Raw genomic sequence first — 15,967 nt, 5'->3', positions numbered from 1 at the left:
GGCGGCAAGGTGCCCTGGACGCTGCATCACCAGCATCGCGACAACGAGATGCTGAAGCCCGCGTCAGAGTGCAAGCCGATCGAGTATCCGAAGCCCGATGGCAAGCTCACGTTCGACCGACTGTCCTCGGTGTTCATCTCCAATACGAACCACGAGGAAAACCAGCCCGCGCACCTGACACTGAAGGATGCGAGCGTGCCGGTGAACGTGAACCTGCGCACCTATGCGGGCCCGGAGGCGCGCTTCTGCCCGGCTGCGGTGTACGAGTTTGTGAAGAACGACGACGGCAGCGACCGTCTGCAGATCAATGCGCAGAACTGCGTGCACTGCAAGACCTGCGATATCAAGGACCCAACGCAGAACATCGTGTGGGTCACGCCGGAAGGCGGCGGCGGTCCGAACTATCCGAACATGTAAGTCGCCGTAGCGCACCCACGCTCGCCATGCGCTCGTGATGATGTGCATCGGCGGCGGACAGGGCATCGCGGCGATCTTCGAAAATCTTCAATAAGTGGCACGCAACATAGCGATTTCAACGAAAAGCGAACATGGAAATTAAAACGGTAGGGATTGTCGGCGCGGGCACGATGGGCAATGGGATTGCGCAGACTGCCGCTGTAGCCGGACTGAAAGTCGTTCTGATCGATGTGACCGGGACGGCGCTGGAGAAAGGGATTGCGGCGATCGAAGTTAGCCTCGGACGGTTGTTGGCGAAGGAAAAACTCGACGCAGCAACGCGCGATGCCGCGCTCGCGCGCATCGAAACCTCGACCGACTATCAGCGTCTTTCGGCCGTGGATCTCGTGATTGAAGCGGCGACCGAAAACGTCGAACTCAAGCACCGGATCCTGAAGCAGATCGAAACGGTGGCCCGCCCCGATGCAATCATCGCGACGAACACGTCGTCGATTTCGGTCACGGCCCTCGCGGCAACGCTCGCCGACGCATCGCGCTTCATCGGCATGCATTTCTTCAACCCGGTGCCACTCATGCCGCTCGTGGAGATCATCCGCGGGTTGCAAACGAGTGACGCTACCGTTCAGGTGATTCGCGCACTCACGCAACGCTTCGACAAGTCGCCGATCGGAGTGAGGAACTCGCCGGGATTCGTGGTTAACCGGATCCTCGTGCCGATGATCAACGAGGCGTTCTTCGTGCTGGCCGAAGGCGTGGCGAGCGCCGAGGAGATCGACGCAGGCATGAAGCTCGGCGCGAACCACCCGATCGGCCCGCTCGCACTCGCGGACCTGGTCGGGCTCGACGTCTGCCTGTCGGTGATGGAGGTGTTTCTAAAGGACTTCGGCGATGCGAAATATCGTCCGTGTCCACTGCTGCGCGAACTCGTGGCGGCGGGCCGGCTCGGCCGCAAGACGGGCCAGGGCGTCTACTGCTACGAATGAGTGGTGAGCAATGGTGGTCCGGGTGTGCTCCGTGAACGAAACGGGTGAGACTCGGGACGAGCTTACGAATGCGACACCGCGGACCTATACCGCCCTTTGTTGATCACGCAACGGTTGTACATGCCGCGCCGCCAGCGCACCTAATCGGGAGAGTCTGGAATTGCATCCGTCCGAGCGCTCAACGCGTGAAGACGGTCTTTCCCCGCGTGCGGCCGTCAATCATCTCGGCGATCGCGGCACGAGCCTCTGTCATCGGCACGACGGCGCCCACCTCCGGTTTGATGTCGTTACGGATGATGAACTGCATCATGGCTTTCATCTCTTCAAGCGTGCCCATGATGGTGCCGCGTATGTCGATCTGCTCGACAAAGATGCGCAGCAGATCGGTCTCAGCGGCATGACCGGTCGTGACACCGTTGATCACCACGCCGCCGCCGCGTTTAACCGCCTGCAGGCTGTCCGCCCAGGTCACGGCCCCGATGTTGTCGACAACCGCATCAGCGCGGCGCGGCAACGGATCGCCATGGCGAAATATCCGGTTGGCGCCGAGGCGTTCGGCGAGCGCGGCACCCTCGTCATTGCGTGTCGTGACCCACACCTCGAAACCGGCAGCGCGACCCATCTGAATGAGCGCCGTCGACATGCCGCCCGAAGCGCCCTGAACCAGCAAGGTCTGTCCAGGGATGAGCCGCGATTTTGTGAAAAGGGCACGGTAAGCGGTTAGCCAGGCCGTGCCGAGAAGCGACGCCGCAAGCGCCGAAAGACCTTCAGGGATCGGCACTGCGTTGCGCTTCGGAACGGCGACATAATCAGCCATCGTGCCCGGCACGAGCTCGCTGAATATGTGCCAGTGAGGGTCGATCGTCTCGTCGCCCTTCCAGTTCTCAGTCCCCATGACGGGATAGATGACGACGGGCGTTCCGTCATCGAGCAGCCCAGCGCCATCATTGCCAATGATCATCGGGAAGGGGATCGGCTCTTGCTGTGCCGAAAGCCCGCGCAGGGTGAAAACATCATGCCGGTTGAGGCTGGCATGCGTCACCTTCACCCGCACCCAGCCTTCCCTCACGACCGGGTCAGGGCGCTCGCCAACGACAAGGGAGGCTAGCGGGTCGTCGTTATTTGCTTCTTTTGCATAGACGGCAAACATGGTCGTTCCTTTCCGGACGGAGCGGGCGGCTGCGCAAGAGTGGAGAGAGACATGGCATCACCTCGTCTGTTGTCGGTGATGCAAATCTATCAATTCCCATCAAAGGTCACTAGCCGTCTGATTTGGATAGTTTCTATCCCTATCGGGAATGGATCACTCGTGCCCGGGCAGCAATTCGGCGAGAAAATCAACAAACACCGCGACTTTGCTGGACTGACGGCGCGCAGCAGGGCGAACAGCGCTGATCGTGATTTTTCCCGGCTCATGGTCGCGCAGAATGCGCCGCACAGTCCCGGCGCGTATATCGGCAGCGAAAAGCCAGCGGGGCGCCTGCGTGACCCCAAGGCCAGCAAGTACAGCCGTGCGCAATTGTTCGCCGTCATTGCTGCGGAATGATGCTGTCGCTGTATAGGAAACCTGGCCGGCACGGCTGCCAAAGGTCCACGGCCGTGGACCATCCTGTGAGACGAAGATCACCCCGTCATGGTCGTCGAGATCGCTCAGCCGCCTCGGCTCGCCTTTGCGTTCCAGGTACTCCGTCGACGCCACGGCGATGATCGAGGAAACGCCGATCTTGCGCGCGATCAGACTCGAATCCGCGAGCGGGCCATTGCGGATGGCAAGATCGATGCCTTCTTCGACGAGATTGCTGTTGCGCTCCGACACCAGCATCTCGACTACAACCTTCGGATAGCGCTCGCGAAAGAGAGGAAGTTTCGGCACGACGAAGAGGCGGGAAAATGCGTGCGCCGCAGTGACCCTTACCACGCCGGACGGTGAGGCCTGGCCGGAGCCTATTCGGGATTCGGCTGCCTCCAGATCGCTGATTAGCCGCACTGCGGATTCGTAGAAATCGCGCCCGGCTTCGGTCAGGCTCAAACTGCGCGAGGTGCGCATGAGAAGTTGTGTGCCGAGATGTTCTTCGAGCTTCTGCGTGAAGGTCGCGGGCACTCCACGTACGTGCTGGAGACCCTTGAAGGCCAGAGGAAGGTCGCCGAAACCGTAGACGCTCGCTGTGGATGTCCGGCGCTCAACCTACCCAGAACACGACATTTCTATTTGGGACCTACAGCAAAACTAACGATAAGTTTAATTATGTTAAATAATGCACAAAATGAACAGCCCGCACGCCGCGCGCTCACCATTCCTAGGCATAACGGCTATTTCACAAAGAAGTGGCTGACTGCTAGATAAAAGCCAGTCACGAGTGCGCCGAAACTACCGGCCGAGAAATATGGTTCTGCTGCAATAAGGTGGTCGGCTATGATGTGTGGGACAAGATGAACGACTGTAAGCTTGATGAAGACGCTGAATCCGACCTTGGCCCACGTGCTCAAACGCCTGCATTACCCGCTTGATGTGATCCTGGCTTGCGTTCGCTGGTATGTGGCCTATCCGCTCAGCCTGCGAAACTTGGAGGAAATGATGGCGGAGCGCGGTGTCTCAGTGGATCATTCAACCGTGCATCGTTAGGCCCTCAAGCTGCTGCCGGTGCTGGAAAAAACGTTTCGTTGTCGAAAACGTCCCGTGGGCAAAAGCTGGCGCGTCGATGAGACCTATATCAGGGTCAATGGCCAATGGAAATACCTGTATCGCGCCGTCGACAAGGCCGGCAACACCATCGACTTTCTGTTGCGCGCACATCGAGACAAGACTGCGGCCCGGCGTTACTTCGAAAAGTCGATCGCACAGAATGGTGCGCCCGAGACGGTGACCATCGACAAAAGCGGCGCCAATCTCGCCGCGCTCGAAGCAATCAATGCCGATCGCGAAACGCCCATCAAGGTGCGCCAGTCGAAATATCTCAACAACCTGGTCGAGCAGGACCATCGGGCGATCAAGCGACGAACGCGGCCCATGCTAGGGTTCAAAAGTTTCCGCTGTGCCCGGATCCTTCTGACCGGCATAGAACTAATGCACATGATCGCGAAAGGGCAGATGAAGTGTGTTCGCGGAACCCATCCGTCCGCCGCAGGTCAATTCTACGACCTCGCAACATAAGTTGTACTTCGCATATTGATCGCGCTCGCCTCCCGTTGCTTACTGCGACAAAGCCCTGGCGACAAACCAGAGCAGCCGCGCAATGTCAATGCTGGGAATCTGGCCTTGAAGTAACCGAGTTGCAGGACAAGATGGAGCGCGACCGGGAGCGTGCGCGCGCGCACGAGCTGCTGCTCGGCGTTGCCGAGTTCGAAGTAGGTATGCCGGTCTTCGTCGGTAATGCGCGGCAACGCATACAGTTCATCGATTTCGGCGCGGGTAAGGATCGAGAGGCGGTGCGAGGCGGTCATGAGGTTTTGTGTTCCTGAACGCGCGCCGGGAGGATCAGGGTCTCGCCTTGCCTTGCCGTGCGCCCGCCGGCTGGGGGCGGGCCTTGAGCTGCCCTTGCAGCGAAGCGACCTGCTGGGCGAGCGTGTCGCGATCGCGCCGTAACTCGCGTGCCTCATCGATGACGCTCGCGAGCTGCTTTTCGTGGCGATCGGCCAGGCGCCGCTGCTCGGCCGCTTCGGCCGCAAGCCGCTGGACGTCGCCGACGAGCTGCTCGTTACGCTGTTGCACCCTGTCGAGCGCGGTTTCCGCGCGCCGCTGTGCGCCGCGTGCCTCTTCGGTTTGCAGCAGGACGTGCTTCTGCACGCTTTCGAGCCGCGAGGCCGCCTGATCGATCTGTGCCCGCAAGGCAGCCTCACGCCCGGCATGCTCCGCGCGCTGGGCCTCGAGCTCGCGCGCATGCGTGTCCTGCGCCGTGCGCAGCGCCTCGCCGGACTGCACGCGCGCGGCGTCGCGCTCGGCTGCGACAGCCTGCGCTGTCTGGAGTGCTGCCTCGCGTTCGGCCTGGGACCGGGCAAGCCCGGCGGCAGCTGCCGCGAGCCGCGTCTCGCGCTCCTCGAGTTGCGTACGCAGCGTTTGTACCTGTGCTTCGAGCGCCGCCACGGTCGTGCCCAGCGATTCGGCGCGGGCGGTGGACTCCACGGCTTCACGCTCGAGTTCCTCGCCGCGCGCGGCGAACACCTGCTCGCCATGTTCGACAGCGAGCGCCCAGAGCGAGCGCATCACGTTGGCCACGGACGCGGGCAACGCTGCGGCCAGCGCATCATTGCGGGCCTGCTCGTCCTTCCAGAGTTTCAGCTCGTCGTTGATCGTGGTGCGGCTGCCCTGACGGATCTCGGCATAGATGAGGTCGACGGTGAGCTCATGCGGGCGCCGGCCGGCGGCGACGAGGCGTGCAGCAGCTTCGCGGGTGCGAAGGCGGGTGTCGCTGATGCGGCTCATAGGCGGGTATTGGCGTGAAAGTGGTCGATGGAGTCGGGTTTCGTGGCCGAGTATAGCTGTATATCTATGTATGCCGTTATACATGTAACGATTGATGCTGGAAATTTATGATAAGGCCGATAATCGAAAGTATTTCCGGTGTACGCTCCCGCATCGCCTTTTCAAAACGCGTCAGCCATGAACCTGCCCGCCACAGCCCCCGAGGCGATCCTGCCGCTCGCCCTGCCTGCCGCCCTCGACGGCCGTGACGGCATCAACCGGGCACACGGCGTCCACCGGCAGATCGACGCCGACACGGACGTTGAGGCCGTACGCCTGTGGCTCGCGGAATACGCGGGCTCGCCGCACACCCTGCGCAGCTATCGCAAGGAAGCTGTGCGCCTGCTCGTGTGGGCCACCCGGACCCTTGGCAAGCCGCTCTCGAGCCTCACGCGTGAGGATTTCCTGCTCTATGAACGGTTTCTGGCCGATCCCGCCGCAGACTGGGCCGATCCGGCGCTGCCACGCCGCGGCGGCGCCAGGCGCCTGTTTGACGGGCCGCTCTCGGAGCGCAGCCAGCGGCAGGCCCTCGGCATCCTCTGCGGGCTGCTCAATTACCTGGTCGCCGCCGGCTATCTCGCTGGCAACCCGCTGGCACTGCGCCGCTCGCGCCCAACGTCCACTGCTCGCACGCGCCGCATCGAGCGCTACCTCGATCACGCGCTCTGGCAGAGCGTGCTCGACTCGGTGGAGCGCTGGCCATGCGACACGCCGCGCGAATGCCAGCATTACGAGCGCAGCCGCTGGCTGGTGCGGCTGCTGTATCACACGGCCCTGCGCGCAAGCGAAGCCGCTCACGCGAAGGCAGCCGACTTCTTCCAGCGGCGCGGGCGCTGGTGGTTGCATGTGGTCGGCAAGGGCGGCACCGAGGGAGAGGTGCCCGTGAGCGACGCGTTGATGACCGAGTTCGCCCGCTACCGCACCTTCTGCGGCCTGCCGCCGGCGCCCGCGCCCGATGAGAACTCCCCGGCCGTGATGAGCATCGCCGGTGACCCCGGGCGGCATCTGACGCCGACCGCCATCTACCTGATCGCGAAGGAAGTGTTCCTGCGCGCGGCCGACGCGCTCGCTGCGACCGACCCCGTCGGGGCGGCAACCCTGCGACGCGCCTCCACGCACTGGCTGCGTCACTCGGCAGCCTCGCACCAGGCCGACGCCGGCACCGACATCCGCTTTATCCAGAGAAACCTGCGGCACGCCTCGATCGAGACAACGGGGCTTTACCTGCACGCGGAAGACGACCGCCGGCACGCGCAGACCACGGATGCGCACACCCCAACAAATCCCGCAGCCCAACCGGATGACGTGCCCGCGTAAAATACGCAGCGCTTCAGCCTGCACCCAGGCAGGCCTGCAAGCGCCTCGAAGTACGACTGATCAGGATCTCCCGCCGATGGCCATCCAGTACGACCGGAAACAGATCACCGCATGGCTGGACGCCTACACGGTCGCGAAGGCGCGCGACTATGGGCAGGCTGTCTCGGATTTACAGTGGCAGGGTAACGATATCCTTGTCGGCAAGGTACAGGGCACCCGCTCGCGACCCTACAACGTACGGGTCTGGTTCAACGACCCCGACGACGACCTGTGGATCGAGAGCGAATGCTCCTGCCCGGTCGGCGGCCACTGCAAGCACGTCGCCGCGCTCCTGCTCGCGGGCCTGACCCATGTCCCCCGGGAGGCCATCACCGGAGTGTGCCCCGAACTGGTGAGCTGGCTCGAAGGTTTCCGGGCCCGGAATCTGGACACATCTGCCGCTGGCAAGCGGGCGAGCTCCCGGGCATCGCATGCGCTTGCCTACGTGATCACCGGCGCGTACGAGGGCTATCCGCAGATCGTGATCTACAAGTCACGCGTGAGCACTGACGGCACGATCCGCTCGCTCGATGACGCGTGGTACAACATCGAGAAAGCGCTCGTCAAGCCGCCGAAATTCGTGAGTGAAGACGATCTGCCGATTCTGCGCGGCCTGTGGCTTGGGCGCTCGCGTGGCTCCTTTGGCGGCCAGTTCTCCCTGCAGGGCACCACGGGCGCAGCCCTGCTCGAAAAACTCGTTGCCACCGGCCGCGTCTTTGCTTTCCCCGCGGCCAGCACCATGGATTACGCAGAACCCTGCCCGCTGCAGGGCGGCCCGGCCCGCCCGGGGCACCTTGCCTGGCAGAAACTGCCCGACATGCGGGTGCGTCCCGTGCTGCAAACCGAGCCAGCCGCCCCCGCGCTCATCACGACCACGCAGCCCTGCTGGTATCTGGATGCCCAGGCCGGCGTTGCCGGTCCCGTCGAGCTGGCCGGGGCCGCCTGGAATATCGCTGACGTGCTCTCGATGCCCGCCATTACCCTCGACGAGGCGCCGCTTGTGGGTAACGTGCTGCGCGAAGTGGCCCCCGGCCTGCCGCTGCCGCCCGCGCATGACCAGTCGCGCGTGCGCATGATCGGCTGCGCGCCGGTCCCGGTGCTCGTGCTCGATACGTTGCCGACCTGGAACATGAGCTGGTCGTCGACAAAGGCGCAGGATGCGCTCGATTTTGCGACCGTGAGCTTTGACTACGACGGCGAACGCATCCCCGCGCGAGGCGAAACGGCGCTCATCCGTCTCGGCGCGAACGGTGAGGTCATGCAGATCCAGCGCGATGCCGTCGGCGAGAAGCGGCGGCTCACAGAGTTGCAGCGCGTCGGCCTGCGTGCCGTTCCCCCCAACCAGGCCCATGGCCCGAAACCGTTTCCGCAGGGCATGCTCGAACCCGCCCAGGAGACCGGCTGGTCCGGCTTCATGACGTATGCGCTACCCACGCTTCGCGAGAAGGGCTGGCAGGTCGAGATGACGCCGGAATTTCGCCACAACGTGATCGAGATCGACGCGATCGAGGGCAGCCTGCGGCAGACCGACGAAGGCTGGTTCGACGTCGAGATGGGCATTACGGTCAACGGCGAGATGGTGCGCATCGAGCCTCTGCTGGCCAGCCTTTTTGCGCGGGACGGACGCTGGCTCTCGGGGCAGCTTGAGAGCATTGCCGACGATGAGGCGGTGGAGCTGAGGTCGCCGCGCAACGAGCGGCTGCGCCTGCCGGCCGGGCGCCTGAAACCGGTCGTACGTGTCCTGGTCGATCTGCTCGAGCACGTCGGCAGCGGCATGCAGATTCCCGAGTGGGATTCCGCACGCCTGGCGGCGCTCGACGATACCGGCCGCTGGCAGTTTCATGGCAACGAGTCGGTCCGTCAGCTCGCGCAGAGCCTGGTGGCCGGACCCGGCGTCACTGAGGTGCCCGTGCCGCAGGGACTGCAGGCCGAGCTGCGCGGCTATCAGCGCCAGGGGCTCGCCTGGATGCAGTTCCTGCGCGAACATAACCTCTCCGGCGTGCTGGCCGACGACATGGGCCTGGGCAAGACGGTGCAGACGCTCGCGCACATTCTCGCCGAAAAGGAGGCCGGCCGGCTCGGACGGCCCGCGCTGATTGTCGTGCCCACCACGCTCGTACACAACTGGTGTGACGAGGCGCAACGCTTCGCGCCCGCGCTGCGCGTGCTGAACCTGCATGGCACGCAACGCCACGCGCGTTTCGAGGAGATCGCGGAGCATGACCTCGTGCTCACGACCTACGCACTCGCCTGGCGTGACGAGGACGTACTTGTGCAGCACGAGTACCACCTGCTGATTTTGGACGAGGCCCAGTACGTCAAGAACGCGGCGACCAGGGCCGCCGCGACCATTCGCGCGCTGCGGGCAAGACACCGTCTGTGCCTGAGCGGCACGCCGCTGGAAAATCATCTGGGCGAACTGTGGGCACAGTTCGATTTCCTGCTCCCCGGGTTTCTGGGCTCACGTGACGATTTCACGCGGCGCTGGCGCACCCCGATCGAAAAGGGCGGCGATACGGTGCGACGCGAACTGCTCGCACGCCGCCTGCGCCCCTTCATGCTGCGCCGGCGCAAGGACGAAGTGGCCACTGAACTGCCGCCGAAGACCACCATCGTGCGCACGGTCGAGCTTGAAGGCGCACAGCGCGACCTGTACGAGACCGTGCGGGCCACAATGCAGAAGAAGGTGCGCGATGCGATCGCCGTCAATGGTCTGGCGCGCAGCCATCTGGTCGTGCTCGACGCGCTGCTCAAGCTGCGGCAGGTCTGCTGCGATCCTAGGTTGCTCAAGACCACGCAGGCGGCCCGCGTGAAGGAATCCGCCAAGCTTGCGCTGCTGCTCGAGATGGTGCCTGAACTCATCGAGGAAGGTCGCCGCATCCTGCTCTTCTCGCAGTTCACCAGCATGCTCGATCACATCGCTTCCGCGCTCGACAAGGCCGGGATTCCCTACGTTATCCTGACCGGCGAGACGGTCGATCGTGCGGTCCCGGTCCGCCGCTTCCAGCAGGGCGAGGTGCCGCTCTTCCTCATCAGCCTGAAGGCTGGAGGCGTGGGTCTGAACCTGACCGCAGCCGACACCGTCATCCACTACGATCCGTGGTGGAATCCGGCCGTGGAAAACCAGGCCACCGATCGCGCGCACCGGCTTGGGCAGGACAAGCCGGTGTTCGTCTACAAGCTGATCACCGCTGGCAGCGTGGAGGAAAAAATCGTCGCCCTCCAGGGAAAGAAGGCTGCACTGGCCAATGCGATCCTCTCCGACGATGCTGCCAGTACCGTCAAGTTCTCAGCCAATGATCTCGATGCGCTGTTCGAACCCATTCCGGGCGTGCCTGCACGATCGTCGGCTCCCAAGTCTGGCTCGCGCATAAGGACTGGCACTGAAACGTAGCGCAAGCGGGATCTGTTCACCATTTCCCCCTACCTGTTGCCTCAGCAGCATTCATTGGAGGAGCAATGTCGAAAGAAGAAACTCCGATCGAGGCCAAAGCCCTGGCGGCCGTCGGGGCGGAACGCCTGGCGACTCTGCTTGCAGAGGTGGCCATGACGAACCCGGGCTTGCGGCGGCAGTTGCAATTCGAACTGTCCGCACAACGAGGCGAGGACGTTGCGGCCTCCGTCGGCCAATGGATCAGCGAATTCGGCGAACAAACGTCGTTTCTCGATGCGGAGGAAGTCGACGAAACGGCCGAAGAACTCGACGCGATGCGCGTTGCCATCGCCTCGAATATTTCCCGGACGGCGCCGAATCTTGCACCGGAACTGATGTGGCAGTTGTTCACGCTGGCCGGAACCATGTTCGAACGTACCACCGAAGAAGGATGGGAAGTCAGCTGTATTTTCGATCAGGCGTGCTCCGATCTGGTCGATCTGAGCGTCAACGCAGATGTAGAGCCAGCAATATTCGCCGAGAAAGTTGTTGCGGCGATTGTCACCAACAACTACGGAGAGTACCGCGCCCTGATTCGGGCTATCGCGTCAGCACAGCCCCGGGCACCTGCCTGCGGCTCCGAGCTGAAGAACTCGCTCCAGCGATTGCTGGACAAACCGCCCGGATTGAAATATAGCCTGAACAGCGAGCGCCGCGATTTGCATCGCGCCTTGCTGGAGCTCGACTCCCTCTGCGCAACGTAGACCGGGTTTGCGACAAAGAGCCCCCGGAAAGCCTTGCTGCGACGCGTTGTCGATGTCTAACCATTATCGCTGCCCCATCATGGCCAGATCCAAAGTCGACGCCAGACGCGAACATCGGATCACAATGGAAATCGTGGTCGACACCTACACCGAAGAAGAATGCGCGATGGGCTGGTATTGCTACCTTGAAGACCAGCTCTCGTTTCCATTCAAGGCCCGGGCGCGCAAGACGATGGATGCCTCACCGCTAAAGAGCGGCGAGAACGTCACCGTCATCGCCCTCGCTCACGACCAACTTTGCCGCGTCGCGATATTTGTCACGGCACGGCACGGTGAACGCGAAATTGTCGTACCACTGGCCCAGCTTGTTCCCGTTGGAGCCGACCGGAACACACGGGAGGCAGTGGCCGACTGGCATTACTGGCACGATCAGGGCTATTCGTTCTGATTCCCGTGCCGCCCACCCGGGTAAGGCCACGCAAAGCCTTGTCAAGCAAGGAGTTGCGGCGGATTTTCATATGTCGGGGGATGGGCAGAAATAGCCAATACCGGGCGGATTCAACCGGTCGATGCAACACACTAGACGCTGCGTAAGCAGTGGAGGTGTTGCAAATGAAACAGCGGCGCAGGATATACTGCACACAGGCCTTTCTCTGATGTTTCAGACCGATCCGGCAGCACTTCGCGTTGCCCAGACATCAGATGAACGCGGCACATCATCGCACCATGCTCAAAGAACGCTTCAACATATGGCACGACTGGACGGTCGCTACCGCTGCAGATGAAGTGATCTGATAAGGATGCCTACCCTTACATCACACCGATAGCCTGGGCTCATTAACCTACAGAGCCGTCATCGCTTACTTGACCAACTGCAGTATGTCGCGGAACCGCGGGTGCTGACTTGAGCGCAACCATTCAAACGCGACCATCTCGACTGTCGCTACTTCGGCCCCCGCCTTGTTTAGCCGCGGGATAGCCGCATCTCTATCAACCATTTTGCGCGAACCAATCGCATCGCTAACGAGAGTTACCGAAATACCGTGATCCAGTAGACCGATTACCGTCTGCAGTACGCAGACATGCGCCTCACATCCCGCGACTATCGCGCGCGTGCGTCCCTGGGGCAGCGCGTCTATCAGACCATCGGCCGTGGCGTCAAAATGGTGCTTGACGACAGTGCTCGAACACAAGCCTTTTATCGCCCCCACGTTTTCACCAAGCGCGTTCGGCGTCTGCTCTGTCCCGATGATGGGAACATCAAGCCCCTGGGCAATCCGCCCGAGTCGAGTTGCCTGAGCCAAGACGGATGCACCTTCGTGAATCGCCGGCATCAGTCTCGTTTGCAAGTCGACCAGAACTACAACTGACTCGGAAATGGTATGTAGCATCGTGAATCCCCTGGAGAGTTGCCGGCGCGCGAGGCTGGCATCAGCCTATCAGCGCCCGCAGACCTCACGGCGCGCTTCCCGTGTGAACGCAGTAATCTGCATCGCCCCCGACTCTTTTACACCCCTTCCCCGTTGCTGTCGTCAACTGGTAGTGCCTGGCACATGCTGCTCGATGTCCTACCGTGCAGCGCGGCCTCGCATTTGTCGAGCGGTCGATGCATTTGCTCGGCCAGAACGATCGGAGGCACTGCCCGCCACCCCGTCTGCGTGATTTGGTTTCCAACAATCTACGGGCAAGTTAGACTTGGCGGTTTCCCGCTACACCCATTTTCCGGTCCTTCCCATCTCGTGGTTTCCTAATCATGGCTTTTCCTCCGTTGCTTATCATTCAAGTCGGCACGCCCCCCGATGAAATCCGCAATGCCTGTGGCGACCTTCCGGGTTGGTTCTGCCGTGCACTGGAGCGACCCCACGAGTCGGTCGACGTCGTGCGTGTCTTTGAAGGCGAACCCTTGCCCGGCCCGGATGCTGGGTACATCGCCGTCATCACGGGCTCGTGGTCCATGGTCACGGACCATCATCCGTGGAGCGAGGCAACCTCGCAGTGGATTCGCGAAGCAATGGCAGTCGAGATGCCTCTCTTTGGGGTGTGCTATGGACATCAACTGATGGCACATGCTTTGGGGGGCCGAGTCGACTATCATCCACTGGGGCGGGAAGTCGGCTGCAAGACAGTTAGTCTCGTGCCGGCGGCGGCAACTGATCCGCTTCTCGATGAGTGGCCGTCAACTTTCGCGGCGCACCTGACCCACGAGCAAAGCATTATAGAGTTACCGCCAGGCGCGCAGGCGCTCGCTTATTCGGATCACGACCGACACCAGATCGTCCGGTATGGTCGTAAGGCCATCTCAACCCAATTTCATCCGGAATTCACGCCTGAGATCTCCGCGGCCTGCATCAGACTGAGTGCAGACGTGCTGCGGTCCGAAGCCAAAGACCCCGATGCGTTGCTGAACGCACTGGAGAACACTCACGACGCCACGAGACTGCTTAAACGGTTCATTGAATCGGTCTCCTCCGAACTCTCATACACGGGTCTGCCTGGGCGACCGGCGGCAGAATCGATTTCGGCACGCCATACCGCAGACTCCGCCGGCACCTCAGCTTCCGGACACAAACAGCATATGTAGTTGGGTTGCGTCGGCCGCCCCGGTAGCATTTCATCGAGGGACGAATCGTCCAATTGATTGTGACACGGTGTCTCGATGCCTCACCGAACACCGCCTGACGCAAACGTGTGCTCCGACTTCACAGAGCCCGTCTACGTGCCGACCACAATAGAAAACATCCCGATGATCTGTTGATGTTCATCTGCGGAGTAGAACCCGCGCACATAGCGTCCCTGTTCGCACGCGCCGTGGCGCGACCTCTTCCCGCCGCTGGCCGGCACGTGACAAACGACGCCGGCGGTCGCGGCGTTGACCATCAACATGGCGGCCTGAACGTACCAATGGAGTGGCTCACGTGCTTCACCTTCTTGCGCATTTGAAAGAACTCGAGCGACAGGTTCAGGAACCTGAGCTGCAGATCAAAGCATCGCATCGGGCTGATGAGGCAGGTCGACGTCTCGAGGAAATTCCGGGCATAGGACCAATCACGGCCAGTGCGCAGGTTGCCTCTATTGGCGATATCCGACTGCACAGCAGCGCCAGGCAACTCGCGGCTTGGCTCGGGCTGGTACCACGGCAGCAGTCAAGTAGCCGCAAACCTGTGCTGCCCGGAATTGACTAGTCACTATGACTCCGGTTCGGCAAGGCTGGCCGCCGTGCGGTTGCAAGCGCGGGTTGGCATTGCTGCCAGAGCCGCATTGAGTGGGCGGCAGAGTTACCACTCAACGGTTATCTCCCGGATACGGCGGCCAGCATAGAAGACGATAGCGCCTTGTACGTGGGAATAGATCTCCACAAGGATCCAACTCTGGTGACAGGTGGCCCCGAGAATCTGCGCTACGCCGCAGCCTTCACCATTTCCTCAATCACTTTCTTCGCATCACCGAACACCATCATCGTCTTGTCCATGTAGAACAGCTCGTTATCGAGGCCCGCATAACCCGACGCCATCGAGCGCTTGTTCACGATGACCGTGCGCGCCTTGTACGCCTCGATGATCGGCATGCCCGCAATCGGCGACTTCGGATCGTTCTTCGCCGCCGGATTGACCACGTCGTTCGCGCCGAGTACGAGCACGACGTCGGTCTGGCCGAACTCGTTGTTGATGTCCTCCATCTCGAACACCATGTCGTAGGACACCTCGGCTTCCGCGAGCAGCACGTTCATGTGGCCCGGCATGCGCCCCGCGACCGGATGAATCGCGTAGCGCACATCCACGCCCTTGTCCACGAGCTTGTCGGTCAGTTCTTTCAAGGCATGCTGCGCGCGCGCCACCGCAAGGCCGTAGCCCGGCACGATCACCACCGATTCGGCGTTGCCGAGCATGAACGCGGCGTCGTCGGCGGAACCCGACTTCACCGGACGCTGTTCCTTCGCACCGCCCGCCGCCGCCGCACCGTTCGCTTCCGCGCCAAAGCCGCCCAGCAGCACGTTGAAGAACGAACGGTTCATCGCGTGGCACATGATGTACGAGAGGATCGCACCCGACGAGCCGACAAGCGACCCTGCGATGATCAGCATCGCGTTGTTCAGCGAGAAGCCGATGCCCGCCGCCGCCCAGCCCGAGTACGAATTCAGCATCGACACCACGACGGGCATGTCTGCACCGCCGATCGGAATGATGATGAGCACGCCGAGCGTGAACGCGATCAACGTCATGATGATGAACGGCAGCCACGACTGCGTGAGGAAGAACAGAACCCCGAAGCCGATCATGCCGAGCGCGAGCATCAGGTTGATCAGATGCTGACCCGCATACACGACGGGCGCGCCCTGGAAGAGCCGGAACTTGTACTTGCCCGAGAGCTTGCCGAACGCGATCACCGAGCCGCTGAACGTGATCGCGCCGACGAACGTGCCGATAAACAGCTCGACGCGGTTGCCGTACGGCAGGAAGTCCGGGTACGGCGCATCGGCGGTCACGAGTCCGAACGCGGCGGGTTCGGAGACCACCGCATACGCGATGCACACCGCTGCAAGACCGATCAGCGAGTGCATGGCGGCGACGAGTTCCGGCATCTTCGTCATCTCGACGCGCGCGGCGACATACGCGCC

General features: G+C 62.2%; 13 protein-coding genes and 4 pseudogenes. 10 read left to right on the top strand and 7 right to left on the bottom strand.

All coding sequences use genetic code 11. The features are described from left to right. Together ACFPTO_RS00410 and ACFPTO_RS00405 are read left to right on the top strand one after the other, a co-directional pair. On the top strand, positions 1 to 417 hold a 417-nt coding region (locus tag ACFPTO_RS00410), incomplete at its 5' end, for a 4Fe-4S dicluster domain-containing protein (protein ID WP_377708632.1). Positions 418 to 548: 131 nt separating this feature from the next. Further along, the gene (locus ACFPTO_RS00405) at positions 549 to 1,400 is read left to right on the top strand and encodes a 3-hydroxybutyryl-CoA dehydrogenase (RefSeq protein ID WP_377708630.1); all 852 of its coding nucleotides are present in this window, start codon (positions 549 to 551) and stop codon (positions 1,398 to 1,400) included. A gap of 178 nt (positions 1,401 to 1,578) precedes the next feature. On the opposite strand, the gene ACFPTO_RS00400 is transcribed toward ACFPTO_RS00405, so the two are convergent. Beyond that, positions 1,579 to 2,550 carry a zinc-binding dehydrogenase gene (locus ACFPTO_RS00400; protein WP_377708629.1) on the bottom strand — a complete coding sequence of 324 codons (972 nt, stop codon included), beginning with the start codon at positions 2,548 to 2,550 and terminating at the stop codon, positions 1,579 to 1,581. Positions 2,551 to 2,703: 153 nt separating this feature from the next. After that, the gene (locus ACFPTO_RS00395; protein WP_377708627.1) at positions 2,704 to 3,501 is read right to left on the bottom strand and encodes a LysR family transcriptional regulator; all 798 of its coding nucleotides are present in this window, start codon (positions 3,499 to 3,501) and stop codon (positions 2,704 to 2,706) included. 348 nt (positions 3,502 to 3,849) lie between these two features. Here ACFPTO_RS00395 and ACFPTO_RS00390 point away from each other — a divergent pair. After that, positions 3,850 to 4,551, top strand: a pseudogene (locus tag ACFPTO_RS00390) (IS6 family transposase). Positions 4,552 to 4,646: 95 nt separating this feature from the next. Here ACFPTO_RS00390 and ACFPTO_RS00385 read toward each other — a convergent pair. Both ACFPTO_RS00385 and ACFPTO_RS00380 read right to left on the bottom strand, forming a co-directional pair. Continuing rightward, positions 4,647 to 4,841 (bottom strand): annotated as a pseudogene (locus ACFPTO_RS00385) (DUF4158 domain-containing protein); the annotation flags it as partial. 34 nt (positions 4,842 to 4,875) lie between these two features. Next, complete coding sequence (locus tag ACFPTO_RS00380) at positions 4,876 to 5,820, bottom strand: DNA-binding protein (protein ID WP_377708625.1); 945 nt, start codon at positions 5,818 to 5,820, stop codon at positions 4,876 to 4,878. A 177-nt stretch (positions 5,821 to 5,997) separates the two neighbouring features. Between ACFPTO_RS00380 and ACFPTO_RS00375 the strand changes: the two genes are divergently transcribed. The 5 genes and pseudogenes from ACFPTO_RS00375 to ACFPTO_RS25160 all read left to right on the top strand — a co-directional run. After that, positions 5,998 to 7,176 (top strand): tyrosine-type recombinase/integrase, encoded by a 1,179-nt coding sequence (locus ACFPTO_RS00375; RefSeq protein WP_377708624.1) that lies wholly within the window; start codon positions 5,998 to 6,000, stop codon positions 7,174 to 7,176. Between the two features lie 76 nt (positions 7,177 to 7,252). After that, positions 7,253 to 10,609 carry a DEAD/DEAH box helicase gene (locus tag ACFPTO_RS00370; protein WP_377708622.1) on the top strand — a complete coding sequence of 1,119 codons (3,357 nt, stop codon included), beginning with the start codon at positions 7,253 to 7,255 and terminating at the stop codon, positions 10,607 to 10,609. Between the two features lie 65 nt (positions 10,610 to 10,674). Continuing rightward, a complete protein-coding gene (locus ACFPTO_RS00365; RefSeq protein WP_377708620.1) occupies positions 10,675 to 11,352 on the top strand; it encodes a DUF6880 family protein in 678 nt (225 codons plus the stop codon). 124 nt (positions 11,353 to 11,476) lie between these two features. Further along, positions 11,477 to 11,800, top strand: a complete 324-nt coding sequence (locus tag ACFPTO_RS00360; RefSeq protein WP_377708619.1) for a calcium-binding protein — start codon at positions 11,477 to 11,479, stop codon at positions 11,798 to 11,800. 212 nt (positions 11,801 to 12,012) lie between these two features. Next, positions 12,013 to 12,147 (top strand): annotated as a pseudogene (locus tag ACFPTO_RS25160) (IS6 family transposase); the annotation flags it as partial. Positions 12,148 to 12,212: 65 nt separating this feature from the next. Here the strand turns inward: ACFPTO_RS25160 and ACFPTO_RS00355 are convergent. After that, the gene (locus ACFPTO_RS00355; RefSeq protein ID WP_377708617.1) at positions 12,213 to 12,743 is read right to left on the bottom strand and encodes an isochorismatase family protein; all 531 of its coding nucleotides are present in this window, start codon (positions 12,741 to 12,743) and stop codon (positions 12,213 to 12,215) included. A gap of 362 nt (positions 12,744 to 13,105) precedes the next feature. Here ACFPTO_RS00355 and ACFPTO_RS00350 point away from each other — a divergent pair, with 362 nt between their 5' ends. Further along, positions 13,106 to 13,933, top strand: a complete 828-nt coding sequence (locus ACFPTO_RS00350; protein WP_377708615.1) for a glutamine amidotransferase — start codon at positions 13,106 to 13,108, stop codon at positions 13,931 to 13,933. A gap of 131 nt (positions 13,934 to 14,064) precedes the next feature. Here ACFPTO_RS00350 and ACFPTO_RS00345 read toward each other — a convergent pair whose 3' ends face one another. Then, the gene (locus ACFPTO_RS00345) at positions 14,065 to 14,235 is read right to left on the bottom strand and encodes a hypothetical protein (RefSeq protein WP_377708613.1); all 171 of its coding nucleotides are present in this window, start codon (positions 14,233 to 14,235) and stop codon (positions 14,065 to 14,067) included. A gap of 41 nt (positions 14,236 to 14,276) precedes the next feature. Here ACFPTO_RS00345 and ACFPTO_RS00340 point away from each other — a divergent pair. Continuing rightward, positions 14,277 to 14,528, top strand: a pseudogene (locus ACFPTO_RS00340) (transposase); the annotation flags it as partial. Between the two features lie 221 nt (positions 14,529 to 14,749). On the opposite strand, the gene ACFPTO_RS00335 reads toward ACFPTO_RS00340, so the two are convergent. Further along, positions 14,750 to 15,967: NAD(P)(+) transhydrogenase (Re/Si-specific) subunit beta (locus ACFPTO_RS00335; protein ID WP_377708611.1), on the bottom strand; the 1,218-nt coding region annotated here is incomplete at its 5' end.

The organism is Paraburkholderia denitrificans (genome assembly GCF_042655705.1).
Lineage (GTDB): Bacteria > Pseudomonadota > Gammaproteobacteria > Burkholderiales > Burkholderiaceae > Paraburkholderia > Paraburkholderia denitrificans.
Note: the sequence above shows the minus strand (reverse complement) of the source record. Positions and strands in the feature narration are given on the sequence as shown.